This is a genomic window from Hoeflea algicola, assembly GCF_026619415.1.
Classification (GTDB): domain Bacteria; phylum Pseudomonadota; class Alphaproteobacteria; order Rhizobiales; family Rhizobiaceae; genus Hoeflea; species Hoeflea algicola.
Window position 1 is genome coordinate 348,869 of sequence record NZ_JAOVZR010000001.1, and the last position, 26,872, is coordinate 375,740.

At 59.7% G+C, this 26,872-nt stretch carries 29 protein-coding genes, 1 tRNA gene and 1 pseudogene; 15 read left to right on the plus strand and 16 right to left on the minus strand.

Translation table 11 applies throughout. The annotated features are described in order from the left end of the window. Positions 1-12: 12 nt before the first annotated feature. Positions 13-528 carry an outer membrane protein assembly factor BamE gene (locus tag OEG84_RS01760; protein ID WP_267652145.1) on the minus strand — a complete coding sequence of 172 codons (516 nt, stop codon included), beginning with the start codon at positions 526-528 and terminating at the stop codon, positions 13-15. A gap of 176 nt (positions 529-704) precedes the next feature. On the opposite strand from OEG84_RS01760, the gene OEG84_RS01765 reads away from it, so the two are divergent. The 6 genes and pseudogenes from OEG84_RS01765 (at position 705) to OEG84_RS01790 (ending at position 5,173) form a co-directional block, all read left to right on the plus strand. Beyond that, a complete protein-coding gene (locus tag OEG84_RS01765; RefSeq protein ID WP_425602813.1) occupies positions 705-1,202 on the plus strand; it encodes a ubiquinol-cytochrome C chaperone family protein in 498 nt (165 codons plus the stop codon). A gap of 7 nt (positions 1,203-1,209) precedes the next feature. Continuing rightward, positions 1,210-1,765, plus strand: a pseudogene (locus OEG84_RS01770) (DUF177 domain-containing protein). Positions 1,766-1,870: 105 nt separating this feature from the next. Then, on the plus strand, positions 1,871-2,929 hold the full coding sequence (plsX, locus tag OEG84_RS01775; protein ID WP_267652146.1) for a phosphate acyltransferase PlsX: 1,059 nt from the start codon (positions 1,871-1,873) through the stop codon (positions 2,927-2,929). A gap of 9 nt (positions 2,930-2,938) precedes the next feature. Then, positions 2,939-3,910, plus strand: a complete 972-nt coding sequence (locus OEG84_RS01780; protein ID WP_267652147.1) for a beta-ketoacyl-ACP synthase III — start codon at positions 2,939-2,941, stop codon at positions 3,908-3,910. A 184-nt stretch (positions 3,911-4,094) separates the two neighbouring features. Further along, positions 4,095-4,418, plus strand: a complete 324-nt coding sequence (locus OEG84_RS01785; protein WP_267652148.1) for an integration host factor subunit alpha — start codon at positions 4,095-4,097, stop codon at positions 4,416-4,418. 209 nt (positions 4,419-4,627) lie between these two features. Continuing rightward, positions 4,628-5,173, plus strand: a complete 546-nt coding sequence (locus OEG84_RS01790; RefSeq protein WP_267652149.1) for a MerR family transcriptional regulator — start codon at positions 4,628-4,630, stop codon at positions 5,171-5,173. 75 nt (positions 5,174-5,248) lie between these two features. Here the strand turns inward: OEG84_RS01790 and OEG84_RS01795 are convergent, their stop codons facing one another. Both OEG84_RS01795 and OEG84_RS01800 read right to left on the minus strand, forming a co-directional pair. Continuing rightward, positions 5,249-5,407 carry a hypothetical protein gene (locus OEG84_RS01795; protein WP_267652150.1) on the minus strand — a complete coding sequence of 53 codons (159 nt, stop codon included), beginning with the start codon at positions 5,405-5,407 and terminating at the stop codon, positions 5,249-5,251. A 40-nt stretch (positions 5,408-5,447) separates the two neighbouring features. Beyond that, a complete protein-coding gene (locus tag OEG84_RS01800; protein ID WP_267652151.1) occupies positions 5,448-6,446 on the minus strand; it encodes a LysR family transcriptional regulator in 999 nt (332 codons plus the stop codon). Between the two features lie 133 nt (positions 6,447-6,579). Here OEG84_RS01800 and OEG84_RS01805 point away from each other — a divergent pair, with 133 nt between their 5' ends. Further along, a complete protein-coding gene (locus tag OEG84_RS01805) occupies positions 6,580-7,665 on the plus strand; it encodes a GNAT family N-acetyltransferase (protein ID WP_267652152.1) in 1,086 nt (361 codons plus the stop codon). A 97-nt stretch (positions 7,666-7,762) separates the two neighbouring features. Beyond that, the gene (locus OEG84_RS01810) at positions 7,763-8,032 is read left to right on the plus strand and encodes a hypothetical protein (RefSeq protein WP_267652153.1); all 270 of its coding nucleotides are present in this window, start codon (positions 7,763-7,765) and stop codon (positions 8,030-8,032) included. A 107-nt stretch (positions 8,033-8,139) separates the two neighbouring features. Here OEG84_RS01810 and OEG84_RS01815 read toward each other — a convergent pair whose 3' ends face one another. Then, the gene (locus OEG84_RS01815; RefSeq protein ID WP_267652154.1) at positions 8,140-8,703 is read right to left on the minus strand and encodes a DUF421 domain-containing protein; all 564 of its coding nucleotides are present in this window, start codon (positions 8,701-8,703) and stop codon (positions 8,140-8,142) included. A 301-nt stretch (positions 8,704-9,004) separates the two neighbouring features. Here OEG84_RS01815 and OEG84_RS01820 point away from each other — a divergent pair. Further along, positions 9,005-9,081: transfer RNA gene (locus tag OEG84_RS01820), tRNA-Pro, on the plus strand. Here the strand turns inward: OEG84_RS01820 and OEG84_RS01825 are convergent. From OEG84_RS01825 to OEG84_RS01845, 5 genes are all read right to left on the minus strand, one after another. Beyond that, positions 9,082-9,477: a hypothetical protein gene (locus tag OEG84_RS01825; RefSeq protein ID WP_267652155.1), complete on the minus strand. Its 396-nt coding sequence runs from the start codon at positions 9,475-9,477 to the stop codon at positions 9,082-9,084. It lies immediately after the preceding tRNA gene. A 175-nt stretch (positions 9,478-9,652) separates the two neighbouring features. Continuing rightward, positions 9,653-10,882, minus strand: a complete 1,230-nt coding sequence (locus tag OEG84_RS01830; RefSeq protein ID WP_267652156.1) for an O-antigen ligase family protein — start codon at positions 10,880-10,882, stop codon at positions 9,653-9,655. A gap of 26 nt (positions 10,883-10,908) precedes the next feature. After that, entirely contained in the window at positions 10,909-12,474 is a 1,566-nt protein-coding gene (locus OEG84_RS01835; RefSeq protein ID WP_267652157.1) for an undecaprenyl-phosphate glucose phosphotransferase, read from the minus strand. A 48-nt stretch (positions 12,475-12,522) separates the two neighbouring features. Next, entirely contained in the window at positions 12,523-13,704 is a 1,182-nt protein-coding gene (locus tag OEG84_RS01840) for a glycosyltransferase family 4 protein (protein WP_267652158.1), read from the minus strand. Between the two features lie 4 nt (positions 13,705-13,708). Next, the gene (locus OEG84_RS01845) at positions 13,709-14,284 is read right to left on the minus strand and encodes a polysaccharide biosynthesis/export family protein (RefSeq protein ID WP_267652159.1); all 576 of its coding nucleotides are present in this window, start codon (positions 14,282-14,284) and stop codon (positions 13,709-13,711) included. A gap of 251 nt (positions 14,285-14,535) precedes the next feature. Here OEG84_RS01845 and OEG84_RS01850 point away from each other — a divergent pair, with 251 nt between their 5' ends. After that, on the plus strand, positions 14,536-16,659 hold the full coding sequence (locus OEG84_RS01850) for a GumC family protein (RefSeq protein ID WP_267652160.1): 2,124 nt from the start codon (positions 14,536-14,538) through the stop codon (positions 16,657-16,659). On the opposite strand, the gene OEG84_RS01855 is transcribed toward OEG84_RS01850, so the two are convergent. Both OEG84_RS01855 and OEG84_RS01860 read right to left on the minus strand, forming a co-directional pair. After that, complete coding sequence (locus OEG84_RS01855) at positions 16,660-17,880, minus strand: GNAT family N-acetyltransferase (RefSeq protein ID WP_267652161.1); 1,221 nt, start codon at positions 17,878-17,880, stop codon at positions 16,660-16,662. A 162-nt stretch (positions 17,881-18,042) separates the two neighbouring features. Further along, positions 18,043-18,261: a DUF2842 domain-containing protein gene (locus tag OEG84_RS01860; protein WP_267656053.1), complete on the minus strand. Its 219-nt coding sequence runs from the start codon at positions 18,259-18,261 to the stop codon at positions 18,043-18,045. A gap of 198 nt (positions 18,262-18,459) precedes the next feature. Between OEG84_RS01860 and OEG84_RS01865 the strand changes: the two genes are divergently transcribed. Next, entirely contained in the window at positions 18,460-19,596 is a 1,137-nt protein-coding gene (locus tag OEG84_RS01865) for a COX15/CtaA family protein (RefSeq protein ID WP_425602814.1), read from the plus strand. Positions 19,597-19,737: 141 nt separating this feature from the next. Then, positions 19,738-20,025, plus strand: coding sequence for a YrhK family protein (locus tag OEG84_RS01870; RefSeq protein ID WP_267652162.1), 288 nt, complete (start codon positions 19,738-19,740; stop codon positions 20,023-20,025). Positions 20,026-20,149: 124 nt separating this feature from the next. On the opposite strand, the gene argC is transcribed toward OEG84_RS01870, so the two are convergent. Together argC and speB are read right to left on the minus strand one after the other, a co-directional pair. Next, positions 20,150-21,079: an N-acetyl-gamma-glutamyl-phosphate reductase gene (argC, locus tag OEG84_RS01875; protein ID WP_267652163.1), complete on the minus strand. Its 930-nt coding sequence runs from the start codon at positions 21,077-21,079 to the stop codon at positions 20,150-20,152. 100 nt (positions 21,080-21,179) lie between these two features. Next, the gene (speB, locus tag OEG84_RS01880; RefSeq protein ID WP_267652164.1) at positions 21,180-22,130 is read right to left on the minus strand and encodes an agmatinase; all 951 of its coding nucleotides are present in this window, start codon (positions 22,128-22,130) and stop codon (positions 21,180-21,182) included. A 165-nt stretch (positions 22,131-22,295) separates the two neighbouring features. Here speB and OEG84_RS01885 point away from each other — a divergent pair, with 165 nt between their 5' ends. Then, a complete protein-coding gene (locus tag OEG84_RS01885; RefSeq protein WP_267652165.1) occupies positions 22,296-23,390 on the plus strand; it encodes an acyltransferase family protein in 1,095 nt (364 codons plus the stop codon). Between the two features lie 227 nt (positions 23,391-23,617). Here OEG84_RS01885 and rpsI read toward each other — a convergent pair whose 3' ends face one another. The 3 genes from rpsI to OEG84_RS01900 form a co-directional block, all read right to left on the minus strand. Beyond that, positions 23,618-24,100, minus strand: a complete 483-nt coding sequence (rpsI, locus tag OEG84_RS01890; protein WP_267652166.1) for a 30S ribosomal protein S9 — start codon at positions 24,098-24,100, stop codon at positions 23,618-23,620. Positions 24,101-24,102: 2 nt separating this feature from the next. Continuing rightward, on the minus strand, positions 24,103-24,567 hold the full coding sequence (gene rplM / locus OEG84_RS01895) for a 50S ribosomal protein L13 (protein ID WP_267652167.1): 465 nt from the start codon (positions 24,565-24,567) through the stop codon (positions 24,103-24,105). A 244-nt stretch (positions 24,568-24,811) separates the two neighbouring features. Continuing rightward, positions 24,812-25,249 (minus strand): PaaI family thioesterase, encoded by a 438-nt coding sequence (locus OEG84_RS01900; protein ID WP_267652168.1) that lies wholly within the window; start codon positions 25,247-25,249, stop codon positions 24,812-24,814. A gap of 231 nt (positions 25,250-25,480) precedes the next feature. Between OEG84_RS01900 and OEG84_RS01905 the strand changes: the two genes are divergently transcribed. Together OEG84_RS01905 and OEG84_RS01910 are read left to right on the plus strand one after the other, a co-directional pair. Further along, positions 25,481-26,305 (plus strand): enoyl-CoA hydratase, encoded by an 825-nt coding sequence (locus OEG84_RS01905; RefSeq protein ID WP_267652169.1) that lies wholly within the window; start codon positions 25,481-25,483, stop codon positions 26,303-26,305. Between the two features lie 131 nt (positions 26,306-26,436). After that, a complete protein-coding gene (locus OEG84_RS01910) occupies positions 26,437-26,871 on the plus strand; it encodes a VOC family protein (protein WP_267652170.1) in 435 nt (144 codons plus the stop codon). Position 26,872: the final 1 nt, after the last annotated feature.

Genomic DNA, 26,872 nt, shown 5'->3' on the forward strand with positions numbered 1-26,872 from the left:
GGGAAGGGCGCCTTAGTTGGCGCCGCCCCCCAGGATCGAGCGAGCAACTGCGTTGCGGGTGCTTTCAGCGCTGCCGGCACCGCTGAGCACCTGGGCCAGGAATGACTTATCGATCCCGCCGGTAGGCGTGGTGCGCGAAATCATGTCGAACACCTTGCCGTCCTGCAGCGTGTAGTTGGCGATCTGCTTGACCGTGCCGTCTTCGTCAAAATAGACCGCCAGCACTGTCTGTTCGACCAGCTGTGGCTTGAGGAACATCGCCGCGCGGGTGCGTTTTTGCGACACGTAGTAAAATACTTCATTGTCGAAGGTCGCTGTCGTCGACGGCGTTCCCAGCGACAACAGAACCTGTTCACGGCTGGACCCGACCGGGGTAAGGTCGAGCGCGGTCTGGTCGACCACATAGCCCTGATTGAATACTTCACTTGTCGTGCAGCCGGCCAACGCGGCCGTGGAGATGACTGCGATTGCAGCCCCGAGACGCAAACTCCGTCCGGTTGCCTTGAAAACTCTCATCTTGAACGACATCTCCCTTTGGCGCGCATGTAAGCTAGAGCCATTGCGTTTTGCGTTCCATTCGGTAAACCAGCTTCCACATGGATGCAACACGCCTGTCCCTCGCGAGTGCAATGATATCCAACCGCCATTGAAGGCAATTTAATGATCTGGTCCCTGTTTAAGAGAAAAAAGCCAACCAGGCTCTGGTGGCTCAGCAATATGCGCTGATCACCCAGGCGGCCCGGTCGCCGGCGTTCTATCAACACATGGGCGTGCCTGATACGGTGATGGGGCGGTTTGAGATGATTGCTGTTCACCTGATCCTCTATTTGCGTCGCACCGGTACGGCCGGAGTCGCCGCTCAGGGGATCGCTCAGGAAATTGTTGACGCATTCTTCGAGGATATAGATCATTCCATCCGCGAACTTGGTATTGGCGACATGGGTGTGCCAAAACGGATGAAGAAACTGGCGCGGATGTTTTATGGACGCGTCAAATCCTATGGGCAGTCGATCGAAGCGGGCGATGAGGCGGTTCTGGCTGATGCGCTCGGGCGCAATATCCATCCTGATGACGCGGAGGCCGCAAAGTCCATGCAGCAATTGTCGCACTGGGTGATGCAAGCGGCGCGTGCGCTTGAGCAAACCGGCGAGGAAACGCTCGCATCTGGACGTCTGACTTACCCGCCGGCCACGGCAGAATGAGGCTTCAATGACTGAACCGGAAAATTCCGCATTCTCCTTCATGGTCAAGGTCGGCCACGTATCGGCCAATCCGCTGACCGTGAAAATTTCGGCTGACGACAACGACCGCAAGTTGTTGCAAAAACAGTGGGACGTGATGGAAGTCCTTTCGTTCGATGCCGATATTTCGCTCGGCCGCTGGAAACGTGACGGCGTGCGTGCAAAAGGCCATATTCGGGCCGTCATCGTCCAGCAATGCGTGGTGACGCTTGATCCGGTGGAGCAGCAGATTGACGAGGACATCGACACCGTCTTCCTGCCGGAAAATTCGCGGTTGCTGAGCCGGATGACCGATGGCAAGGGCGAAATGTTCCTCGACCCCGAAGGACCGGATCTGCCCGATACCTATAGCGGCGATCTCGATTGACATGGGCGCGGTCGTTGCCGAATTTGCTGCATTGGCGATTGACCCCTATCCACGCAAACCGGGGCAGGATTATGTGGATCGGATTGAAAGCGATGCGAGCACCGACAAAAAACCGTCACCTTTTGCTGTCTTGCAGGGTCTGAAGCGGGATGATTGAGCCAGATAGCCATGTGTGCGGCGACAAAGCAGTTGTGCCCGGTGTGAAAACGAGTATTTTCTGCGCACATATCCGGTCGGCAGAGCCGGGGAAAAAGGACGGGGCGTGATCAGGATTTCGGTCGATTTGATGGGGGGCGACCATGGCCCCGAAATGGTCGTGCCCGGTGTTGCCAAGGCGCTGGAGCGGCATCCCGATATTCGCTTTACCCTGTTCGGTCTGGAACCTGAATGTGCGCCGATCCTGGCGAAATATCCCGCGCTTGCCCAGGCTTCGACGTTTGTGGCCTGTGAAGTTGCTGTCGGGATGGACGACAAACCCAGCCAGGCACTGCGGCGCGGCCGTTACCGCTCGACCATGTGGCGGGCGATCGAGGCGGTCAAGACCGACGACGCCGATGTATGTGTGTCGGCTGGCAACACCGGCGCGCTGATGGCGATGTCGAAATTCTGCCTGCGCACCATGGCCAACATCGAACGCCCCGCCATTGCCGCCATTTGGCCAACCCTGCGGGGCGAAAGCATTGTGCTTGATGTCGGCGCCACCATAGGTGCCGATGCCCAGCAACTCATCGATTATGCAATGATGGGCGCGGCCATGGCCCGGGCGCTGTTCGAAATCGAAAAGCCCACCGTCGGACTGCTCAATATCGGCGTCGAGGAAATCAAGGGGCAGGATGAGGTCAAGGAAGCCGGGCGGATGATCCGTGAGGCGCAGATGCCGAGCCTTGATTATTACGGCTTTGTCGAAGGCAACGATCTCGGCAAGGGGACGGTCGATGTGGTGGTGACCGAAGGTTTCGTTGGCAACATCGCGCTCAAGACCGCCGAAGGCACCGCCCGCCAGATTGCAGAATACCTCCGCGCCGCAATGTCGCGCACCTTGATGGCCCGCATCGGCTATGTTTTCGCCAAGAGCGCGTTTAACTTGCTGCGCGAGAAAATGGACCCGGGCAAGGTCAATGGCGGTGTGTTCCTGGGGCTCAACGGCATCGTCATCAAAAGCCATGGCGGCGCCGACGCGGAGGGCTTTGCTGCTGCTGTCGATGTCGGCTACGACATGGCCCGCAATGGTTTGAAATCGAAAATCGAGCACGATCTCAACCTGTTTCATAACCATCGCTCGACCCTGGTTGTTCCGGCCACGGACAGTTCTTCAAATTAGGATGCCAGCATGATCCGTTCAGTCGTACGTGGTTTCGGGGCGCACATGCCCGAGCGCATAATGAAAAACAGCGACCTGGAAGGCATCGTTGAAACCAGTGACGAATGGATCGTCCAGCGTACAGGTATTCGCCAGCGTCATATTGCCGGTGAGCACGAAACCACCGCATCTCTGGGCGAAATGGCGGCCCGCGCCGCACTCGACCGCGCCGGCATGACCGCCGCCGATCTCGATCTGATCATCTGCGCTACCTCGACACCCGACAACACCTTTCCCGCTACCGCCGTCAACATCCAGAACCGCCTGGGCATGCATCATGGCGCCGCGTTCGACCTGCAGGCAGTCTGCTCGGGTTTTGTATTCGCCGTGACCACTGCCGACAGTTATATCAAGTCCGGCCTCGCGCGCCGCGTTCTGGTAATCGGCGCGGAAACCTTCTCGCGGATACTCGACTGGAATGACAGGAGCACCTGTGTGCTGTTCGGCGATGGCGCTGGCGCCATTATACTGGAAGCCGAGGAGGGCGAGGGCACAATCGCCGACCGCGGCGTGCTGACGGCCCACCTGCGCTCCGATGGCGCCCATCGTGAAAAGCTCTATGTCGATGGCGGCCCCTCGACCACCGGCACCGTTGGCCATCTCAGAATGCAGGGACGGGAAGTGTTCAAGCATGCCGTTGGCATGATCACCGACGTTATCGAAGCGGCCTATGAGGCAACCGGACTTGGCTCTGAAGACATCGACTGGTTTGTGCCCCATCAGGCCAACCGACGGATCATTGACGCCTCGGCCAGGAAACTCGGGATTGCCGACAGCAAGGTGGTCGTTACAGTCGACAAGCACGGCAATACCTCGGCGGCGTCGATTCCGCTGGCGCTGAACGAGGCCGCATCCGATGGTCGTATCAAGAAGGGCGATCTGGTGTTGCTGGAAGCCATGGGCGGAGGGTTTACCTGGGGATCCGTGCTTCTGCGCTGGTGACAGCCGCCTTTTCTGCGTGTCACGGTGGGTGGGACAAGACTTAGGGAATGATAGGCGAGTTGAGGTCTTTGAGGGGAATATGCTGGCAACAGCGGGAGTTGCTTGACCTTGCCCGGTATGATCCATAAACTCACAAAACTGCATTTACGGGCGGCGGGGATGCTGACCAGGCTGGTTGGAAAATATGAGTGGCAAGACGATCACCAGAGCTGACCTCGCAGAAGCGGTATTCCGCAAAGTGGGGCTTTCACGGACCGAATCCGCAGAACTTGTCGAAATGGTGCTTGAAGAAGTCTGTGGCGCCATTGTGCGCGGCGACAGTGTGAAACTATCCTCGTTTGCGACCTTTCAGGTCCGCGAGAAAAAGGAACGCATTGGCCGAAATCCCAAGACCGGCGAGGAAGTGCCGATCAGCCCGCGCCGGGTGATGACCTTCAAAGCGTCGAATGTGCTCAAGAGCCGCGTGTTGAAGGGTCATCTGGCCCGTAAGGTAAAGCCCAAACCGTAAACCGGTTTTTTGCCCGAACCGTCGGTGTGACCGACGGCCCGCTTGATATTTTCGTCACAAACCGTTGAAATGGTGTTGGCTTCGAGCTTTGGTGCTGCGATCTCGCGGGTGCCATGGCCGCAAGCAGATTGTCAGGTCGCTTTGGCCTGGCTGAAAGCGGCCCGCACCTGGGGCCCGGGGGCCAGCGCCCCACAGAACGGAGTGGCACAATGGACAAGAGCCCAGACGCGTTCCGGACCATTTCCGAGGTGGCCGACGACCTCGACTTGCCTCAGCATGTGCTCCGGTTCTGGGAGACCCGCTTCACACAGATCAAGCCGATGAAGCGCGGCGGCGGCCGCCGCTACTACCGGCCTGACGATGTCGATCTGCTCAAGGGAATCCGTACCCTGCTGTATGATCAGGGCTACACCATCAAGGGTGTGCAGAAGCTGCTCAAGCAGAACGGCAACAAGTTCGTCATCGCCATAGGCGTGGGGGACATGGACGCTGTCGAGGCTTTGTCTGCGAGCATGGCCGAGGATGCCAAGCCAGCTGCGCGCGCGCCTGCACCGGAAGATGACCAGTTGGTGGGCAAGGCGCGACTACCGTCAACCCGCCGCTTCTTCGGGCTCGGGGGCGATGCCGGAAAGGCCGAGGGCGAGGCGGGAGAAGCCGTTACCGGGACCGGGATATCGCGGGACGACCGTGCCTTGCTGCAGGAAGCGCTCTACGATCTGCTGGAATGCAAGCGATTGCTCGATCAGGTCCGCTAAAGCCGCCCGTGTCGGATTGAGCAGCGCTCAGCGGCTCGGTTCGAAGGAAGTTCCGGCGGGAACCTCGGATCCGCTTTAATGGAGTGCGGCATCGCGGACGATTCTGGCCTCTGCCAACGCCTCTTCGAGATAGGCTTCGACATCATGCAGGTTTTTCTCCCGAGCCAGCGCTAGCGCCATGTCGAGCTGCATGATCACCATGGCAAGCCGGTCGTGCTCGTCCTGGGTGGCCAAGCTGACGGTCTCGACAATGAAGGGGAGGTTCTGCGCGGACTCATGTACGTGCGGTGAACCCCTCGAAATAAGACCGCAGGTCTTCGCGGGAAAACTGTTGCTCGATCTCTTCGGGCGTCATCGTGTCGGGCCCGAACCAGGGGTATGTGCGCTCATCGAAACTTTCGGTCAGGAAATCGATGAATTCGCTGTGGCGTGCGCTCTTGGCAATCTCGGGGTGGGTCGCCAACCAAATTTCTACACGGAAATCGAATCCGAGATTGACATGCTCGACATCGCCACCGATGGCGCGCGCGTAGTTCGGCATCAGTCCGATGCCCGCGCCCTTGGCGACGGCCCAGTAATGAGCGGACGAGAAATTGGTTTTCATCCGCACCATGCGGTCGGCGATCTGGGGTCCGAAGATTTTGTCGAGCTCATAGCCACGCAGCTGATCGGTCTGTTGTTCGACGACACGGTGATTGACCATGTCGGCGACATTCTTGGGCCGACCGAATTTTTCCAGATAGCTGCTGCTGGCAAACGGCTTGAGGTGAAGGTACCCCAGTTGCCTGACCTCCAGTTCGGGGCGATTTGGCTTCTCGAGCTGAACCGAAATATCGGCCTCCATGCGCAACACATCGACCGACCGCATCGCACATTGCAGTTCGATCCGGTTTTTTGCACCGGTGGCGTTCATGTGTTCGACGATGCGCGGCGTCAGCCAGAAGCTGCCGAGCCCCTCGGTGATGGCCAGCCGGATCGGTCCGTTGGCTTCGCGCTCGGCCACCTCGGCAACGCGCCACATGTCGGAAACCGAGTTCTCGACATCGCGGGCAGCCATGACCACCCGTCGGCCCGCATCCGTCAGCCTGACGCCATCGGCGTCGCGCAGCAACAAGGGATAGGTGAGTTGGTCTTCAAGCCGCGTAATGGTTCGCCGCGCCGTGTTGACAGACATGCCGAGTTCGTCCGCAGCCTTGCGGAAACTGCGCAATCTGGCGACCGCCAGAAAAACCCGGATGCTGTTCCAATCGGCGTTGCGCCATTGGTGTTCCATGGGTGGAACTCTCTGTAACAATATTTGCCAAAGTCAAAACTCTACGGTCCGGCTACCTTCCCCTGAAGACAAGGGATTCAAGACCATGCCTGCCACACCACAAAATAGATTTTTGCCTGCAAATGCAAGCAATTTGACGTCCGAAGCGGCGCTGGAGGCTGTACGCATGAACCGCGTTGCTGCCTTGGTGACCGTGACCAACCGGCTTGATCGGGCGGATGTGCCGCGGCTTCTTGAATCTGCTGGTAAGGTAATTGGTCGACTGGCCACGCCGGAGACGGTGATCCGCGTCGGCGAGAGAAATCCGGACGCCATCTGGCTGTTTGCGCGCCGTGGTCGGCCCCGGCCCGAGGGTTTCATGTCGGCGCTTTTGCTCAACGAGGCGGGGCGTACAGCCCTTTTCAATGGCGAATTGAACCTGCTTGACCCGGAAGATGAATTTCTCGTCAGCCAGCATCAGCGGCCGGCGGCAATCTATGTCTGGGCCAGTTTTACACCGGGTGTTCTGGCCGCCGGGATCAACCGCGTCATGGACCGGTTCGATTCTCCCCATTATGCCGGCGCCGATGTCATCTCGACCTCGTTTACCCTCAGCGGTCACCGCGCCATGATGCGCCGTGGTTTTGAGCGTGGGGTCTGGCATGAGGGCCGTTTCCTCGACGGATTTTACATGATCCCGCGACGCCCCGAGACGCTGGCCCAGCGGTTGCCGCGCTACGCCACCCATGATCCGATGCTGCGTCCCACCGGTATCCGCGTGGTCGGCGGTTTTGATGACATGATGCGGGTCGCTGCGATCCGCTCGGCGGTCTATATCGGCGAACAGGCATGTCCGTTTGACGAGGAGTTCGATGGCAACGATCTTGCCGCGACCCATCTGTTGGCGCTGATCGACAATGAACCGGTGGGCTGCATGCGGCTGAGATTTTTCGGCGATTTCGCGAAGCTGGAGCGGCTGGCCGTGCGCAAGGAATATCGGCGCTCGCGCACCGCGTTCGAACTCGTCCGCGCCAGCGTTGCCCTGTGCAAGGAAAAGGGCTATCGCCGCATCTATGGCCATGCCCGAGAGGATTACCTCGATTTCTGGCAGCACTTCGGGTTCAAACTCAAGGAAATGGCGCCCCGTTTGCCTTTTCCGGTCAGGTGTTTGTCGAGATGGTCGACGAGATCGAGCCCTCCGAAACTGCACTGTCACTTTCGGATGATCCCTATCGGCTGATCCGTCCCGAAGGCGCATGGCACAAGCGCGGCCCACTTGAAGCGTCGGCGGTGCCGCAGTCGGCGCACCACGTTTCAATGCTGTAAGGACATCTGACATGGAAACAGACGATGCCGGCTCCTATGCCTGGATCATCCGCACCCTGGTGACGTGCCGGGAGGAGGCCGAGCGTCTCAAACTGGGCGAGCTGAGCCATCTGATCAACATGGCGGTGCTGCAAACCGCCCTCAATTGGGAGGGCGAGGAACCCTCAAACTGCAGCGAGACAAATCTCGATTCGCTGTTGCGTTTGAAAATGAAACTCGCGTTTTCGGAACGGAGCGACAATGTCGTCCTTCTGAACTCCAAAACCGCCGGGGAAGCCTAACGACCAGCGGTTTACCGGGTGGGTGCTTGGGTTGACGCCACCGTTCGCGGCGTACCCACCCGGTTTTCTTTACAGGCGCACCGACCAACCAACGCGGCGCTGCCGCGTCAGGCTTGGTTCCCGGTCTCGGGCGGCGGAACGATCGGCTGGGTGGAAATAGGGATATCGGCCTTGAAGACGCTGAGCTTGCCGCTGGTCTCGAGGTAGGCTTCGCTGACCTGCCCGAGATCGGATATACCCGACATTCTCAACTGCTCATAGATCTCCGCCTCTCCGATGCCGCGGTTGCGGGCATTGTGGTCAAGTAGCCTGCCATCCTTGACGACCAGTACGGGAACACCGTCAATCTTCCGCTGTACAGACGATGATCTCAGGATCAGGAAATCAAGCCCCTTGTTGATCAGCACCACCACGGTGATGGCAGTAAGCGCGTGCAGGATCGGCACGTCGGGATAGAAGAACGGATCACCGACCGCTGAACCCAGAGCGATCACCAGAATGAATTCAACCACAGAAAGCTGTGCGATGCTGCGTCCGCCGACCCATCTGACCAGCAGAAACGTGTAGCCGTAAATCAACACCGTTCGGACCAAAATTTCCAGAAAGAACAGCGGCGGCTGATCGCCGACAAACATGCGCGTCAGATCGAACGGGGTAATTGGTGGTTCCATGGCTGCCTCGGTACAGAAAGGGTGCAGGCATCATTGCGATGGCAAAACCTGCTGACTGCCGGTAACGCGCGAGACTTGTGTTTTGTTGCAATCCGCGCCCGATGAAACAGGGCGTACAAGGAAAGCATATAGAGCACACGAACCTGAGAGAGAGCCGGGCAGGGGGGCGTCTGAGCGTGGCCGAACCTGACCGAGAGGCGTCATGTGGAATGTTATCGGTGCACTGATCTTGGTTTTTATCCGGCACGGGCCATTTTGGCCTTGCCCGCATATCCGTGATGATCTAATCCCTGTCTCCAGTCGGAGCGTAGCGCAGCCCGGTAGCGCACTTGTCTGGGGGACAAGGGGTCGTGGGTTCGAATCCCGCCGCTCCGACCATTATTTCCTTATAATAATCAAGAGTTTTTGTTTTGGATCTCCGTCAGTGGAGACCCAGGCGCGCCATTCCTGCCGTTTTACAAGAGTTTGATATTGCCGAAAAGTTAGTGGGGAGACACCGAAACGGCGCCGATCGCTTACCGGACCCCAAATTCGGTTGGCGGCGGATGCGTTGGTTTTTACAGTCGACAGCGTGATGACCCGCCATTGCCATTGGATTTGCTGATCAACCTTTGCTGTCGGTGTCATTGAGCCATGCGGCACAGTCTGCCTCGACCATTGCGCCGGATTTCGGTTTCGTTTTTTTAGCATCGCGTGTGCGTCTTCGCGCAAAAAATCCGGCGCGGTATGTGGGGCATGCGGAACGCCCTGCCTGAAAACGAAAAGGCCGGTCATAGACCGGCCTAGTTGCCTCACCCTGCGCGTACATCCGGCGTCAAGGGAAGCGTTATCAACAATATAGGCCTTCTTTTGGATAATACAAGATGGTCCCCGACAATGGCCAAAGGCGTGCCGCTGGCGTAGCCTTTGTCGGACGCGGTTGGTGTGCGCCGGCGATGCGGTTGACTCGTCAGGCGGGCAGGGCACGGCGGCGACGCTGTTTGCGCAGATTTGCCTGCCAGCGCATCTCCAGCGCGATGCAGCCCCAGACAATTCCCATCAGCAGGTAGAAATGACGCCAGTGATCGGTATCGATCACGCTGCCGATCAGGGTGTGGCCGAACAGGACGATCAGCGCCAACATCAGATAGGACTGCCAGGGCCGGTCGCGCAGCAGGTGGCGGAAGCCCAGCACGAATGTCCAGCACATCAGCATCAGATAACTGATGAAGCCGAGCCAGCCATAATCCATCAGCGCCTTGAGCCAGATATTGTGGGTGTCTTCGCCCCACATCAGCCCGAACTCCAGCGGACCGATGCCAAGCGGATGCTCCATCGCCATGCGGAAACCGATGGCGTGGCGTTCGAACCGGCCCAGTCGCGCGCCATCATAGGCCTGCACCAGCTTGGCGCGATCGGTAAACAGGTCAGCGACCTGGTCAAATTGCAGCGCGACGATAATCGCGCCGACCAGCAACACAAAACCCAGCAGCGACATCATCAGGATTTTCAACCGGAATGCGCCGGTGCGCTCCTTGATCAGCATGGTCAGCACCAACAGCGCCATCGAGATCGCCAGCAGCCCCCAGGCCGCGCGCGAGAATGACAGAAACACCCCGAGCGCCAGGATCATCAGCCCGATGACGCGCAGTGGCGCTGCTCTCAGGGTGCCGGTCAGCAGCCCGTGCATCAGATAGAGCGTCGGCAGCACCAGATAGGGGCCGAACACGTTGGGGTCCTGGAACGCGCCCATTGCACGGCTGTAGCGGGTAAACACCTCGCCACCGGGGATGGCTCCGAAATAGCCCAGGATACCCAGCAGTGCGGTAATGATCGCCGCCGCCACATAAGCGCGGAAAATCAGCCTGAGCCGTCGGTGGTCGGCCTCGATGATGGCTGCAAAGAAGATCGCCGAAAGCGCCAGGAACAGCGAAACTGCCATGTACATCGGCGTATCCTTGACCGCTTCCATGGTCAGGATCGAAAACATGCCGCCGATGTTGAAGAGAATATAGAGCGCAATCAGCGGCGCGATATGACGCGACAGTTTCAGCCCGAACAAGGCCCAGATGCTGATCAGTGCCGCCAGAAACAGCTCATAGGGCGCCGGTTCGCGAATGACGAACCCCGACAAGAACACACCGAACGCCACGCACAGCGAGGCCAGCATCGACATCGCCGCGCGCTGCGGCTGAAACATCGCGGGTGCGGGGAGAGTGGCACTGGTCAATAGGCGTTTTCCGTGTTGAGCAGCCGCAACGGTGTCAGGAACAGGATCTTGAGATCGAACAGCAGCGACCAGTTTTCGATGTAATAGAGGTCGCAGGCGGTGCGCTGCTTGATTTTCTCGTCATTGTCGATCTCGCCGCGCCAGCCGTTGATCTGAGCCCAGCCGGTGACGCCGGGCTTGACCCGGTGACGGGCGAAATAGCCGTCCACCACCTCGGCGAACAGGCGGTCATGGGCGGCGGCGACGACGGCATGCGGCCGCGGTCCCACCAGCGACAGGTCGCCGCGCAGCACGTTGAAGAACTGCGGCAGTTCGTCGATCGAGGTTTTGCGGATGAAGCGGCCGACGCTGGTGACGCGCGGGTCGCCCTTGGTCACGGCGGCGCGCGCCGTGGGATCGCATTGGTCGGTGTACATCGAGCGGAATTTGAACACGTCGATGACTTCATTGTTGAAGCCGTGCCGTTTTTGCATGAAAAGCACTGGGCCCTTGGAGTTGAGCTTTATGGCGATCGCAGTGCCGATCATCACCGGCCACAAAAGCAGGATCGCAAGCACCGAGAAGAAGATATCGAAAATCCGCTTGGCCACCGAATCCCAGTCCGTGATGGGCCGGTCGAAGATGTCGAGCATCGGCACAGCGCCGACATAGGAGTAGGCGCGTGGCCGGAACCTGAGCTTGTTGGCGTGTGCGGCAAGCCGGATGTCGAGCGGCAGGATCCACAGCTTCTTGAGCAGTTCCAGCACCCGCGATTCCGCGTTCAGCGGCATGGCGATGATCAACATGTCGATCCGCGCCATGCGTGCGAAATCCACCAGCATGTCGATATTGCCGAGTTTCGGATAGCCTGCCACCATCGGCGGTGATCGGCGGTCATCGCGATCATCGAAAATTCCGCAGATGCGGATGTCATTGTCGGGATCCTGCTCGATCGAACGGATCAGCGCCTTGGCCATGTTGCCGCCGCCGACGATCACCGCACGGCGCTCCATGATGCCGTTGCGGGCCCAGCGGCGAATGCTGTAGGCGACGATGTTGCGACCGATGATCAGGGCGATCGCGCCGGTAATGAACCAGGCGGCGAACCAGACACGCGAAAACGCCAGGCCGCTTTGCAGGAAAAAGGCACCCAGCGCGATCAGCGCGAAGGCCGCGGCCCAGGCCGAGAGGATCCGTGGCAGGGTTTTCAGCGCGCTGCGCAGCGCCGGCACCTGATAGCCATCTGCGGTCTGGATCAGGAGCACGGCAAGCGCCGACCCGACAAAGATCGCCGGACCATAGTACAGCAGCAGGACCTCCTGGCTGAAGCCGACATAAAGCGCGTAGATGACGAAACCGGTGAGCGCCAGCAGGGCGAATTCGGCCAGCCTCAAGGTGCCGATAATCATTGTCGGGGAGTAGTTTTCCTGGGACAACCGGTGAGCGGTCTGGACGGCCAAACGGCTCATTTCTGGTTTGGGGGCACCGGCTTCGGACTTGGCAGCGGGCGTGGCTTCGATTTCGGCCATCGCCTTGCGAATGTTGTCCGAATTGAATGCATCGTCTCGGTCTATCTTGTTCACGACCAAACTCTCCCGGGAAACTGTTCTTCCCGAGATAGCACGGTGGCCCTAAGAAAGACTTGACGCGGTCCGGTTGGCCTTGAGGTTCACCTTGCTGACCAGGCATTCCTGGTAGGTTTTGGTCATCCTCTCGGCCATCGTCTGGGCCGAGAACTGGTGACGGAACCGGTTGAGCTCGGGCATCGCAGCGGTGAGCCACTCGGGCTCTGAAACCGCTTGTGCCATCGCCTGAGCCATCGCCTCGGCATCGCCTGGCGGCACGAAGGCTGCACAATTCTCGCCCAGAATTTCGGGAATGCCACCAACCCTGGTGGAAATTACCGGTTTGCCCGCAGCCACCGCTTCGAGAACGATATAGGGCATTGATTCAGCCCGCGATGGGATGACGACCGTGCGTGCCAGCGCAAAGGCTTCGCGCGCAGGCATTGCGTCGTGCATGGTTAGCCGTGCTCCCATGCCCAGCGCGTCGATGCGTGCCTGGTAGCGCGGTTTGTCGTCGCCATCGCCGACCATGACCCCGCGCAACGGTCTTCCGGCAAGTTGTTCGGCGCGCCGTATGGCTTCGATGAAAACATCCGGCCCCTTGAGGTCGCGCATCATGCCGATATAGAGAAAATCCACAGCGTCGGGCACGGGCTCCACTGGCTCGAACTCATCGGCGCGCAAGCCGTTGTGGATCAACCGACAAGGTGCGCGCGGTTTGCCGATTTTTTCCGTATAGGTTTGTCGCTCGTACTCGGACACAAACACCAGACTGTCGGTCCAGCGTTCGAGCAGGCGCTCGATGCAAAAATAGGCCTGCCCCCGCGCCGTGTGGCTGTTGTAGTGCAGGCTGCCGCCATGGGGCGAATATAAACGGGCAACGCGAGACTGGGATACCCGTAACCGTGAGCCGGCAAGTCGTACGAAAGCGCCACCTTTGGCGCCGTGTCCGTGCAACACGTCCAGCTTCAAATCTTTGACCTTGTTGAATGTCTTGTATGCAGCCGAAAGGTCTGAGAGACCAAGCGAACGGCGAATCGGCATCCGCATCAGCCCGAGCGAGAGATGCGGCATGATGGCGTCGAACAACGCCTCTTCATAGGCTCCGCCGGTCGAGGAATCACACAGGATCCCTACCTCGTGGCCAGCTTTGGCATGTTCTTCGGCGAGATCGCGGACATGGCGGAATATTCCGCCTACCGGCGACCGGAAACAATGCAGGATCCGCAGGGGTTTATGGCCTGTCATCAGATCAGAACAGCCGCTCGCGTACATAAATCGTATCGCCGGCAAGGATCGGATCGGAAATCGAGACCCGTCCGGTCATGACCTTTCCGTTGATCTTGCGGGTGATGTCGACCATGCGTTGATTGGCGCGTGGCGAAAATCCGCCGGCGATGGCGATGGCGTTTTGAACGTTCATGCCTGCGACATAGGAGTATTGGCCGGCTTGTCCGACTTCACCCATGATGAAGAACGAGCGGTAACGGTCGATCTCGATGGAAACGTCCGGGTCGCGCAGGTAGCCCTGACGCAGGCTCGCGGCGATACCAGCTTCAAGCTCCTGCAGCGTCCGTCCGCGCGCCGGCACGGCGCCGATCAGCGGAAAGGCGATATAGCCCGCCTGATCCACTGCATAGGTTCCTGTCAGGCCGGTCTGTTCAAACACGGTGATCCGCAGCCGGTCGCCGGCGTCGAGCCGATAGGGTTGGATGACGGCTTCGTGAAACGCCTTGGGGGCAGGTTGGTAGCCCGAGCATCCCGCCAGCATGACCGAGGTCATGGCGGCCGCCAGCAGGGCTGTCACTTTGGACTTGGCGGGTTTCATGCTTGTGCTTGCTCCACGCGAGACGTGTGAATGTCGAAGCCCGTTATCGATCCATTAGGGTTAACGGTCGGTAAAAGAGACGAGCATTATTTGCGGCGGTTGCTGGTGGAAGCAGGGCCCGAGCGTGAAGCCGACAAATCACAGTCGCGGGCAGGGCGCGATAAGTAAAGGAAGCGTCACCGGCGCCTTAACCGTTGCGTTACCATGTTCCTTTACCCTCCCGGACTTGTGTTAGTAGGAGTATCCCGATTATGTCTGTGGGACCAGTCAATCAGCCGGATGTCGATATTGATCTGGGGCGTCTTTTCAAGGCGGTCTGGGAGCGCAAGTTGCTTGTTGCGGGGCTCACAGCCGCGGCTGCGGGATTGGCTTTCATCATCACCGGGATGATCAATCCGCTCTACAAGTCGGAAGCCCGGCTGCTGATTGAAACCCGAGAGCCTGTTTACAGCAGTGACCAGAACCGGACCGGCAGTGATGCGGCGATGCTCGACGAGCGCGCGGTCACCAGTCAGGTGGAGATCCTCAGATCGACCGACCTGGTCAAGCAGGTAGCGCGCGAGCTCGACCTTTCCTCGCGGGAAGAATTCGATTCCGCTGCCAATACCTCTGCAATCGGCAATCTGCTGGTGCTGGTCGGGATGAAGAAGGATCCGCTTCTGGTACCTGCCGATGAGCGGGTTCTCAAGGAATTCTACAAGAAGCTCGAGGTCTACGCTGTCCCCGGATCACGGGTCATTGCCATCGAGTTTTCCTCCGAAGATCCGGACATTGCCGCCCAGGTTCCCAATGCGTTGATTGATGCCTATCTCACTTCGCAATCCGGCGCCAAGCTTGAAAACAACACCGACGCCAGTGCCTGGCTGGAGCCGGAAATCACCAAGCTGCGGCAGAAAGTGCGTGAATCCGAGGAAAAGATCGCGCAATACCGGTCTGAAACGGGACTTCTGCTGGTCAACCAGCAGGACACCATCGCCGCCAAGCAACTGTCCGACATCTCCACCGAATTGAGCCGGGTTCGCGCCGAGCGCGCAGATTCCGAAGCACGCGCCCAGTCGGTTCGCAATGCCTTGAAATCCGGTCAATCTGTGGATGCCATTTCTGATGTGCTGGGTTCGGCGTTGGTCCAGCGCCTGCGCGAGAGCGAAGGCTCGGTCCGCGCACAATTGGCTGACCTTTCGACAACCCTGCTTGAAGCGCACCCGCGCATGAAGGGCTTGCGCGCGCAACTGGCTGATATCGAACGGCAGATCCTGGCTGAAATCCGCAAGGTGCTGTCGAGCCTCGAAAGCAATGCCAGGGTGGCCAAGATCCGCGAAGAGGAATTGACCGCACAGCTCAACGAACTCAAGGCCGGATCGGCGCGGGAGGGCGAGGAAGCTGTTGAATTGCGTTCGCTCGAGCGCGAAGCTGCTGCCCAGCGCGACCTGCTGGAAACCTACCTCGGTCGCTACCGGGAGGCTGCTTCGCGGACCGAGCCCAAGGCCCTGCCGGCCGACGCACGGGTGATTTCGCGCGCCGTCCCGGCTTCTGAATCTCATTACCCGAAGAAGGGACCGATTATCATTGTCGCCGCTTTTGCGACATTGCTGCTGTCGACCGTCGGCATCATGCTGGGCGAGCTGTTTTCCGGGCGAGCGCTGCGTCCGTCAACGCCCATGCTGCGCGATGAAGCCTACCAGGCCGAAGCCGAACCGGTGGTCGCGGCTGCGGTACCTGTGTCCCCGAATGCAGACATCGAAGCCGGTACTGCGGCCTTGCCGATCATCGCCAATGAGGCCGATGACTTCACCGTCGAAGCCGTTGCCGAGCAGCTTGTCACGGATCAGGTTTCCGTCGCCGTCTGCGTCTCGCCGGAAGGCGACGAAGGCTCGGCGACTTCGGTGATGCTGGCGCGCACGATTGCCGGTGAAGGCCTGCAGACCCTGCTGATTGACTTGACGGGATCTGCATGTCCGACCGAACTTATGGCCGAATCGTTACGGCTGCCGGGGCTCACCGACCTCATGTGTGGCGAGATCGCGATTGCCGATTCGATCCACCCGGACCGGTTGTCGTCTGCCCATATCATTCCGCGCGGCAACGCCAATGCGCGCCGCGCCATGCGGGCGATCGACCGCTTGCCAATGGTCATCGATGCGCTGACCGAGGCCTATGACATCGTTATTGTCGAATGCGGTGCAGCCGATGCGGCTGCCATCGCAAGGATTGCGCGCGCCGACACCGGCGAGATCGTGTTGTCGATCCTGCATGCGGATGAGGCGGCGGTGAAGACGCTGCTGGCCGACTTCCACGAACATGGCTTTGAGGATGTGTTGTTGATGACGCCGGGCGAACCGCTCAGCCCGTTGGGAAATCGCAGTTCGGCGGCCTGATCAGATGTCGACCGGCGCGCTCTGGCGGCGGACGACAAGGCCACGCAACCAGGCAGCAAACCGGTGTAACATCGGCGAAGTCTTGATCTTGCGTTTCAGGCGGATCATGCCGGTGATAGCCGGCGCCGCCAATCGCCCCTTGACGGTCAGCGGCACATGGCAATCCACCAGATCGGTCCGCACAGGACACCAGGAACGCTTGTAGAGCTGATCTCCGACACCGAAATCGAACACCTGCTCGCCGGCCACCGAAGCACGCTCGATCATGTGGTAGAACAGCAATTCGCCGACACTGGCATCGGGGGCAATTTCGTCGTTGATGGATCCGAACTGGCAGGTGACGTGCCGGTCCTTGATCGTCAGTCCGGCGACAGCGATGATCTCGCCCTTGTTGTCTCCGCCGGTCAGCTCGATGCCGTGCAGTTCCAGCGCCGGCCGGCCTCGCTGGTCTCGGGTCATGGCCAGTCGCGCCATGAAAGCGCGAACGCCAGGATCGGCAAACACGTTGGGCAGGCCTTGCGCGGCCAGGCGCACCGGCTTTTGCTTCAAAAACACTTCGAGCAACCTGAGCGCTTGCTCATCATCCTCGCCGATGATGTGGCGATAGCCGCCCAAGGCTTCCAGCCGTCGTTGCGACACCCGGAATTTCTTGCGCCGGCGCTTGCCATTGATTTGCGCCAGTACCGCGTTGAAATCGGTAAGCAAGGGAAGCTGGAAACTTGGATTTTGATGGAATACCCGCGGCAATTCGCTGAAAGGGGATTGGCTGGCTGCGTCAGGCGGCATCTTGTCAAACAGGACGATATCGGCGTCAAGCCCGGCGCGCGACAGCGCTGCGGCCAGTTCGCCCGGTGCAATATCGGCGCGTGCGCCGGTCAAGCTCTCGGGTAGCAAACCGGTATTGGCGTTGGAAAAAGCAGTTCCGGCAAACCGCGCCACTTTCAATCCGCGGCGGTGGACAATTTCCAGCGGCAGAATAGCCAGCGGTTGGCCTTCCAGTTCCAGTGTGACGATCGAAAGCGTTGTTCCGGTCCCACCGACCCAGGCTTCCACCCATGCGCGGCTTTGATGAAATGTCGCCGCGGGGTTGGCCTCAAGCTGTTGCCATAGCCGGCCAGCGCCGGTCACGTCATGGCAGACAAAGGCGGAAAGTCGCGGACGCCGGGAGACGACCGCGGCTCTGGCGATCGGTGTTGCGGTGATGTCGTGCGCATTTGCCATTGTTTGAACGCTCGCGGGGTTTGTTCTTCCTTGCGCGCAAGCATGGTCCTCAGGCCTCAAAATTCCGGTAAACACGCAAGCACGGCACCGGAAACTAAGCCTCAGGGCTAACAATGGGTTAACGGCGCTCTGTCCGGGGCGGCTTGCGCACTGCTGCGGTTGTCACGATTGCCGGTGCTTGGGCGGCCGTTCCATCCAGCGGATCACGAACATGGCCGGTACGATCCACAGGATGCCGGTGAACAGGAAATAGAGCATGTGCACATACCAGGCCGATTCGGCCAGCCGGTAGCTGGCGATGGTGGTGGCGATCAGCGCGTACAGCACCACCAGCGCCACAATGATGACGGTTCCTATGAGTTTCTTCAGGCGAACAGGCATGATCTGGTCTTCCATGGTGTCGGCTGCAGGGTGCGACCTGCTGCTGGCGTCTACCCCGGACATAGCGGCTTTGACGCTGAACGCAAGGGTGGTCGGATGCCTGCGGCTCGCCGCGACCGCATGCCGCAAAGGCTTCGGCCTTGCCTTGCAGGGCCCGGTGGGGCACATGTCCGGTAGATCCAAGGAAAGACACCGCCGATGACCACGAGCTCCGTTTCCATGCCATCATCTCAGCCACCATTTGACGCTTCAACGGCGCCAAACGTGATCGCGGCGGAGCAGCGTATCGAGCGCAACCGGACCGCACAAAAGATCTGGCTCTGGACTGTGCTGGTGGCAATTTTCGCACTGATTCTGGTCGGTGGTGCCACCCGGTTGACCGATTCCGGCCTGTCGATCACCCAGTGGAAGCCGATCCATGGCGTCATTCCTCCCTTGAGCGAGGCCGATTGGCAGCAGGAACTTGAACTTTACCGTCAGATTCCCGAGTATCAGCTGATCAACAAGGGCATGAGCCTGGGCGAATTCAAGCAGATCTACTGGTGGGAGTGGGCGCACCGGTTTCTGGCGCGCGGCGTCGGCGTGCTGTTTGCCATTCCATTCGTGTTCTTTCTGGCCACCGGACGTGTCGAAAAGCGCCTGCGCTGGCCGCTGTTCGGCCTGCTGCTGCTGGGTGGGCTGCAAGGGGCTGTCGGCTGGTGGATGGTGGCTTCAGGCCTGGTCGACCGCGTCGACGTCAGTCAGTACCGGCTCGCCACCCATCTCACGCTCGCCTGCCTGATCTTCGCCGCCATTGTCTGGGTGATGCGCGGACTGGTGCCGCATTCGGATGATCCTGTGCCAAGCGTTGGGGTGAGGCGCGGGGCAGGGGTGATCAGTGTTCTGGTTCTGGTGCAGATCTATCTTGGCGGTCTGGTGGCCGGCCTTGATGCCGGTCTGGCATCCAGCACTTGGCCGTTGATGAACGGCGCCTTCGTGCCTGAAGGTCTGCTGGAATTGTCGCCCGCCTGGCACAATTTCTTCGAAAACCAGCTTACCGTGCAATTCGTTCACCGCTTGGGCGGCTACACGCTGTTTGCGTTGACGTTCTGGCACATGCTGGCCGCCATCGGCCGCGGGCGCGGCAGTACCCATGGCCGTCGCACCGTCATGCTGTTCGGCCTTGTCACCATTCAGGCGGTGCTCGGGATTGTCGTTATCCTCGGGCAGGTGCCGATTGGCTGGGCGCTGGTCCATCAGGGCTGGGCCATCGTCGTGCTTGGCTTCTCGGTCGCTCATTGGCGCGGCTTTTACGGCGCTTATCCGATGGAATCAGGGATTCGCATCGGCAACTGAGTGCGGTCCACCGGAGTTTGATGCAAATCGCGTTCAGTCGAATTTAACGTACATGCATTAATTCAATCTGTTACCGCTTGTTTTGCGCATTTCGTTGGATGCGTGGTGCTGTCGGTCGACCTCTCCGGAAGGAAGAATGACATGACGCTTTTCAAACTCTCTAGGCATCGCAAATACGTTTCCGATGAACAGACCTATGCCTGGTTCGAACTGGCCTACACGGCAGTGGACGTCTCCGCCGCCGGCCTGTTCGTGATTGGCTCGATCATGTTTTTCTCGGAAGCCTGGCTGACGGCAGGCACCTGGTGCTTTCTGATTGGTTCGATCTGCTTTGCGCTCAAGCCGGTGCTACGGATCGTTCGCGAACTGCGCTACATGAAGAACGACGATTACGAAGATCTGGCCAAACGGTTCGAGAAAGAGCAGTAAACCGGTTTCGTGAGCCGTACCTCGCGAGGTTGGCTGGTCGTTTCCGGTATTTTGCCCGATCATAGCTGCAAACCGAAGCGAAAACGCCAACGCGCATAATAATGACGCGTCGGCCATTCCGAAATTAGCCGCCGATCATCAATCCCAGATTCTGGACTGCCGCACCCGATGCGCCCTTGCCGAGATTGTCGAGCGAGGCAACCAGATTGACCTGTCCGGCCTCTTCATTGCCGCAGACATAGAGCTTCATCTGATCGGTGCCCTTCATCTCTTCGGGATCGAGGCGGGCGAGGGCGGAAGTCGCAGCGAGCGAGACAACCTCGACCACGCTGCCGCCGGAATAATGGTCAGCGAGCACTGCGTGCAGCGTCGCAATCGACGCGTCTTTACCCAGCAGGTCGAGATGCAGCGGCACATTGACCAACATGCCCTGGGCAAAGCGGCCGACTGCGGGCGTGAAGATCGGCAGCCGGGATAGCCCGGCACGGGTGACGATCTCCGGCACATGCTTGTGGGCAAGCGTCAGTGCATAGGAGAAATAAGTCGCACTGATCGCGTCGTCGCGCGAACCATCCTCGATCTGTGCGATCAACTGTTTGCCGCCGCCGGTGTAACCCGAAACGGCATTGATGGTCACCGGGTAATCGGTGGGCAGCAAGCCGGCATTGACCAGCGGCGCCAGCAGCGCGATGGCGCCAGTGGAATAGCAGCCCGGGTTGGAGACAAACTGCGCCGAGGCGATGCGGGCGCCCTGTTCCGACGACAGCTCGGCAAAGCCGAAGGCCCAGTCGGGGTGGGTGCGGTGCGCGGTAGAGGCGTCGATGAACCGGGTTCCGGCGTCTGCCGCCAGCGTCACGGCTTCCCGCGCTGCGTCATCGGGCAGGCACAGGATAGCGATGTCGGCATCGCGCAGGAAGCTTTTCCGTACCTCCTGATCGCGCCGTTGTTCGGCCGGCATCGACATTAGTTCGATGTCGTCCCGACCTTGTAGCCGCGAGACGATCTGCAGGCCAGTTGTGCCATGTTCGCCGTCAATAAAAATCTTGGGAGCCATAGGGCTTCTCCGTTCATGCATGAAAATCAAGTGCTTGTGCAGGGTTCCGGACTCAGTTTGCCAACCTCGCAAACCAGATCCGGAAACAGGTTTGCGCGTGTTATCGTCGAGCGCGACGTTCCGCGAGAAGTCCCAGATAGTGCATGGCGACGGAGGCTCCGGCAATCGCGGTGATGTCCGCGTGATCATAGGCTGGAGCGACTTCTACAATATCGGCACCCTTGATATCAAGCGCGCCGAGCTTCTGTAGTACCGACAGCATTCTGGCGCTTGATGGTCCGCCGGCCACCGGCGTTCCGGTCCCGGGTGCAAACGCCGGATCGAGGCAATCGATATCGAAGGTGATGTAGCATGGCGCATCGCCCACGTGCTCAACAATGGAGGCGGCAATCTCGGCGGCCTTCATGTCCTCGATTTCGTGGCCATAGAGAATGCGGATGCCGCAATCTTCCGGTGCATGGGTGCGGATTCCAACCTGGATTGAGTGTGTGGTGTCGATCACCCCGTCACGCGCTGCGCGTCCGACGAACGAGCCGTGATCGATCCGCTTGCCATCATCAAACCAGGTGTCCTGATGAGCGTCGAACTGCACCAGCGCCAGCGGTCCGTATTTGGCTGCATGGGCCTTGAGCAGCGGCCAGGTGACAAAATGGTCGCCGCCCATGCTCATCAGGAACGCGCCGGATTTGAGGATCTTGGCCGCTTCTCGTTCGATCGTTGCCGGCGTCTTCTGGTGGTTGCCGTAATCGAGCAGGCAATCGCCGTAATCTATCACCGCCAACTGCTCGAACAGGTCGCGGTCAAACGGGTATTGTGGGTCATTGTCGAAAATTGCCGAGGCGCGGCGGATTGCCTGCGGGCCAAAGCGCGCGCCGGGTCGGTTTGACACTGCCGCATCGAACGGAATGCCCCAGACCACGGCATCAGCGCCCTTGAGCGTCTTGGTGTATTTACGCCGCATGAACGACAGCGCTCCGGCATAGGTCGGGTCGGTAGCCGCCGTGTTGAGCGAACGGGCGGTAAAGGCGTGGTCGATGGATTTGGCGGCCATGGCGGTGCTCCGGCTTGAACTTGTTCTTGCCTAGCGTATTCCCGCCAGCGGATAAAGTCCGCAGACCGTTGGGCGCTGGGCTGCGACGTTAAGGTTAAGGGCGGTTTGTCCGGTGCGCCGGTTTGGGCGGTGATATGGTCCACGCCTTAATGAACGGAAAACCAATTGATCGCCACGCCCCCGCTAACAAAATCGTCCGACACCCTGTTTGCCGTCCAATACCTGCGCGCAGCCGCCGCTCTGGCGGTGGTTTTTTATCATGTGTCCGCATTGTCACAGGAAACCTGGGGACTTGATCCGGAACGGGTCGATCATGTTGGCGCGGCCGGCGTCGATCTGTTTTTCGTCATTTCCGGGTTCATCATGGCGATGATCGTCGGTCGACCGGGCCGGTTTGACGTCCGTGATTTCTGGATCCGGCGGGTTGCCCGCGTGGTTCCAGCCTATTGGGTGATTACACTGCTGGTGTTCGTGCTGGCCTGGACTTTGCCGAGCCTGTTCAATTCCACGGTCGCCAGCCTCCACAATCTGTTTGTGTCACTGTCTTTTGTTGCGCTCGAGCAGAGCGATGGCAACACCGGGCCGCTGCTGGTGGTCGGCTGGACGCTGAATTACGAGATGGCCTTCTACGTGCTCGTTGCGGTGACGGCGGGGTTGTTTTCCGACCGCAGACTACTTGCTGCATCGGCGGTCATCATCGCTGTGGTCGTGACTGGCATTGTGGCCCATCCGGCCAACCTGACGCTGGAATTTTATACCAACCCGATACTTCTCGAATTCGTCTTCGGCATCCTGGTGTATCACGCTTGGAAATGGGGCGGCGGGCGCGAACTTGGTGGCCGACGTCTTGCCTCGATTGCCATTTTTGCGCTTGGCATCATTCTGCTGGTGGGGCAATGGGAGCGGCCGCTGCAGGATTGGCGTCCGTTTTTCTGGGGCGTGCCGGCGATGGCGGTGTTGTATGGCGGATTGGGTGTACTCACCTTCACCAGCCCATTTCTGGCTCGCCTGGGATACTGGTCATATGCACTTTATATCACCCACGTCTTCGTGGTGACGCTCTATATCAAGCATATTATGTCAGCGATCGCTCCCATCAGCCTGCCATGGCAAGCGCATTATCTGATCATGACCGGTGCTGCCTTGGCCGTCGCCGCTGGTTTTTACACGCTCGTCGAACGGCCATTGTCGCGCTTGACCCTTGCCTGGCTTCGCCGACCCCGAGCGCTTTCGGTCGCCGAGCCGAGCCACGGCGCCTGAGCGCGTTTGCAAACTAGCCGCTTGTCATCTGTACATGCGTGATCGGGCCGCTGATGAATACGGGTTCCAGCGTCGCGGGCGATGCGCAGCAATCAAGGGCTTGCTGAGGCCGCAAGCGTAGATTGCCATTGTTTGCCCGACACAGAAGAGGAACTGCTGCCGCCAGGCACAAAAAAGACGGGGCCGAAGCCCCGTCCAAAAATGCATTCCAATGTCGACCAGGCGACTTAACGCTTGGAGAACTGGAACGAACGGCGGGCCTTGGCCTTACCGTACTTCTTACGCTCAACCACGCGGCTGTCGCGGGTCAGGAAGCCACCCTTCTTGAGAACCGCGCGCAGGGCGGGTTCATAGTAGGTCAGCGCTTTGGAGATGCCGTGGCGTACCGCACCGGCCTGGCCGGAGAGGCCGCCGCCGGTGACGGTGCAGACGACATCGAACTGGCCCTGGCGGTCAGCGGCGACAACCGGCTGCTGAACAACCATCTGCAGCACGGGACGTGCGAAGTAGGTCACGAAATCACGGCCGTTGACGGTGATCTTGCCGGTACCCGGCTTGATCCAGACGCGGGCAATGGCGTTCTTGCGCTTACCGGTCGCGTAGGAACGGCCCAGATCGTCGACCTTGCGGACGTGAACCGGTGCCGCAGGTTCAGCTTCGGTCGCGTTGACAGATGCGCCGAGCTCCTCAAGCGAATTGAGTTCAGCCATTATCAGGCGCTCCTTTTGTTCTTGGAATTTAGCGCGGCGACGTCGAGGACGTCCGGCTGCTGGGCTTCATGCGGATGTTCCGCACCGGCGTAAACGCGCAGGTTCTTCATCTGGCGACGGCCAAGCGGGCCGCGCGGAACCATGCGCTCGACAGCCTTTTCGACGATCCGCTCGGGAAAGCGACCTTCGAAAATCTGGCGCGCGGTGCGCTCCTTGATGCCGCCGGGATAACCGGTGTGCCAGTAGTACTTCTTGTCGGTGTATTTGTTGCCGGTCAGCACAGCCTTTGCCGCATTGATGACGATGACGTTGTCGCCATCATCAACATGGGGGGTGTAGGTGACTTTGTGCTTGCCGCGCAGGCGGGTGGCGATGACAGTGGCGAGACGACCGACGACGAGATCTGTCGCGTCGATAATCACCCACTTCTTTTCCACCTCAGCAGGCTTCTGCGAAAAGGTTTTCATGGATTTTCTCTCATTCAGGATCCGGGCTGATCAAGCCAGCGGCCGGACGTTTCTTGTTGCTTGTGTTGCCGCGACCCTTGCCAGAGGCATTTGATCGGTGACAACCGTGCGCCAGATCCAACGAGATCCGGACGCTGCGTGCTTATAGGCGAGCCCGATTTTTCCGTCAAGACGATGATTTGCGGCGCATCGGAAAATATCAAAGCAAAAACAATGACTTAGTAATGCGGTATTATAATACCGCTCAATTCTGCGGCGGAATCGAATAGGTGGCGGTCGCGTGCGCCACCAATTCACCGTTTGCGTCGCGGATCGCGATGTCGGTGACCACCAGTCGTTTGCCCAGTTTGAGGATGCTGGCGGTGGCTTCCAGCGCCCCGGGGGCGGGCTTCATCAGGAAGTTGATATTGAGATTGGTGGTGACCGCCAGCGCCAGCCGGCCGATATGCGCCAGGATCACTGCGTAAGCAGCAAGGTCGGCCAGCATGAACAGGGTTGGCCCGCTGACTGTGCCGCCGGGGCGAAGGTGCTGCTCGTCGGCATGGAGGCAGACGCGCGCATTCCCCGGTGATACCTCAATCACTTCTATGTTGTCTCCATTCGCTCTGATCTGTGGGAACACTTCGTCGAGATAGGCCGAGACTTCCGGGGCGGTCATCACGGGCAAAGCCGGTGCGGGCATGGGAATATTCCTGTAACATGGTCCTGCAGGCAGGATACAATTGCAAATGGCCGGGTAAGCGCTCAGCCTGCCCGTCGCAGCCCGGCAAGATGTTGGCCATCTGCGCCAACTGACCCGACTGTTTCAGGCCCACCGTTGCGGAAATTGATCGTCCGGTCAACGTTGCCAGAGGGTTTCCGCGCCGCCTTTGAAACGCTAAGCTGGAGTGCGAACAAACAAGGGTCACGTGAGATGAATGTGGTTGAGCTGAAACCGGATACACCATCCGATGTGGTGATTGAGGAACTGCGCGAGGGTGGGCTGCGCCTGGAAATGAACAATCCGCCGGCCAACGCGCTGTCGATCGCGCTGATGCAGGCGCTGCGCGACCGGATTGCCGCCGCCGGTGACGACAAGGCGGTGCGGGTCGTGGTGATCGCCTCGGCCAAACCCGGCAAGCTGTTTTCCGCCGGTCACGACCTCAAGGAACTGACCGCCCACCGCGCCGATGCCGACAAGGGCAGGGCGTTTTTCAGCCAGACCATGGAACTTTGCGCCGAGTTGATGCAGACCATTGTCCGTCTGCCCAAGCCGGTGATCGCCGAAGTCGACGGACTGGCCACCGCCGCCGGTTGCCAGCTGGTGGCCTCGTGCGATCTGGCGGTCTGCACCGACACCTCCACCTTCTGCACCCCAGGTGTCAATATCGGCCTGTTCTGCTCCACCCCGATGGTGGCGCTGACCCGCAACGTGCACCGCAAGCAAGCCATGGAAATGCTGCTCACCGGCGAGACCATAGACGCTTCGACGGCGCGTGAATTCGGCCTGATCAACCGTATCGTGCCGCGCGAATACCTGAATCAGATCGTCAGGAAATACGCCGAAGTCATTGCTTCCAAATCATCTTTGACGCTGAAGATTGGCAAGGAGGCGTTCTACAAACAGGCGGAGATGACGCTTGAGGATGCCTATGACTACACAGCCCAGGTGATGGTCGAAAACATGATGGCACGGGACGCGGAGGAAGGCATCGGCGCCTTCATCGACAAGCGCAAGGCCGAGTGGACCGGGGAATAGGGGCTGCGTTGTCGCCCAGATTACCCGGCGACATGCCGATCTTGACCAGGCTTCAATGCAGCATTCTGTTCGCGTTATGTTCTGATTGAAAGCGCTGTCGCAAATTGCGCTGCGCCGGAGGAGAGGTGGTAGTGACATTTGAACCCCGCATCACCATGATCACGCTGGGCGTCGCCGATGTGGCCGCGTCAACGGCGTTTTATCAGCGTCTGGGCTTTAAGCGTTCCTCGGCGTCAAATGACGAAGTCACCTTCTTCCACATGAATGGAACCGTACTGGGCCTGTTCGGCCGCGACGCACTCGCCGCCGACGCTGGTCGTGAGCCGACCGCGCGGCAAAACTTCGAAGGCTTTTCTGTAGCGCAAAATCTCGGCTCGCCCGACGAAGTGGATGCGGCCTGGCAATTTGCTGTCGAGTGCGGCGCTGGGCCGGTGAAGAAGCCGCACAAGGTATTCTGGGGCGGCTACTCGGGGTATTTTGCCGATCCTGACGGGCATCTGTGGGAACTGGCGCACAATCCGTTCATGCCGCTGGGCGAGGATGGTCACATGCGTCTGCCGGAGTGAT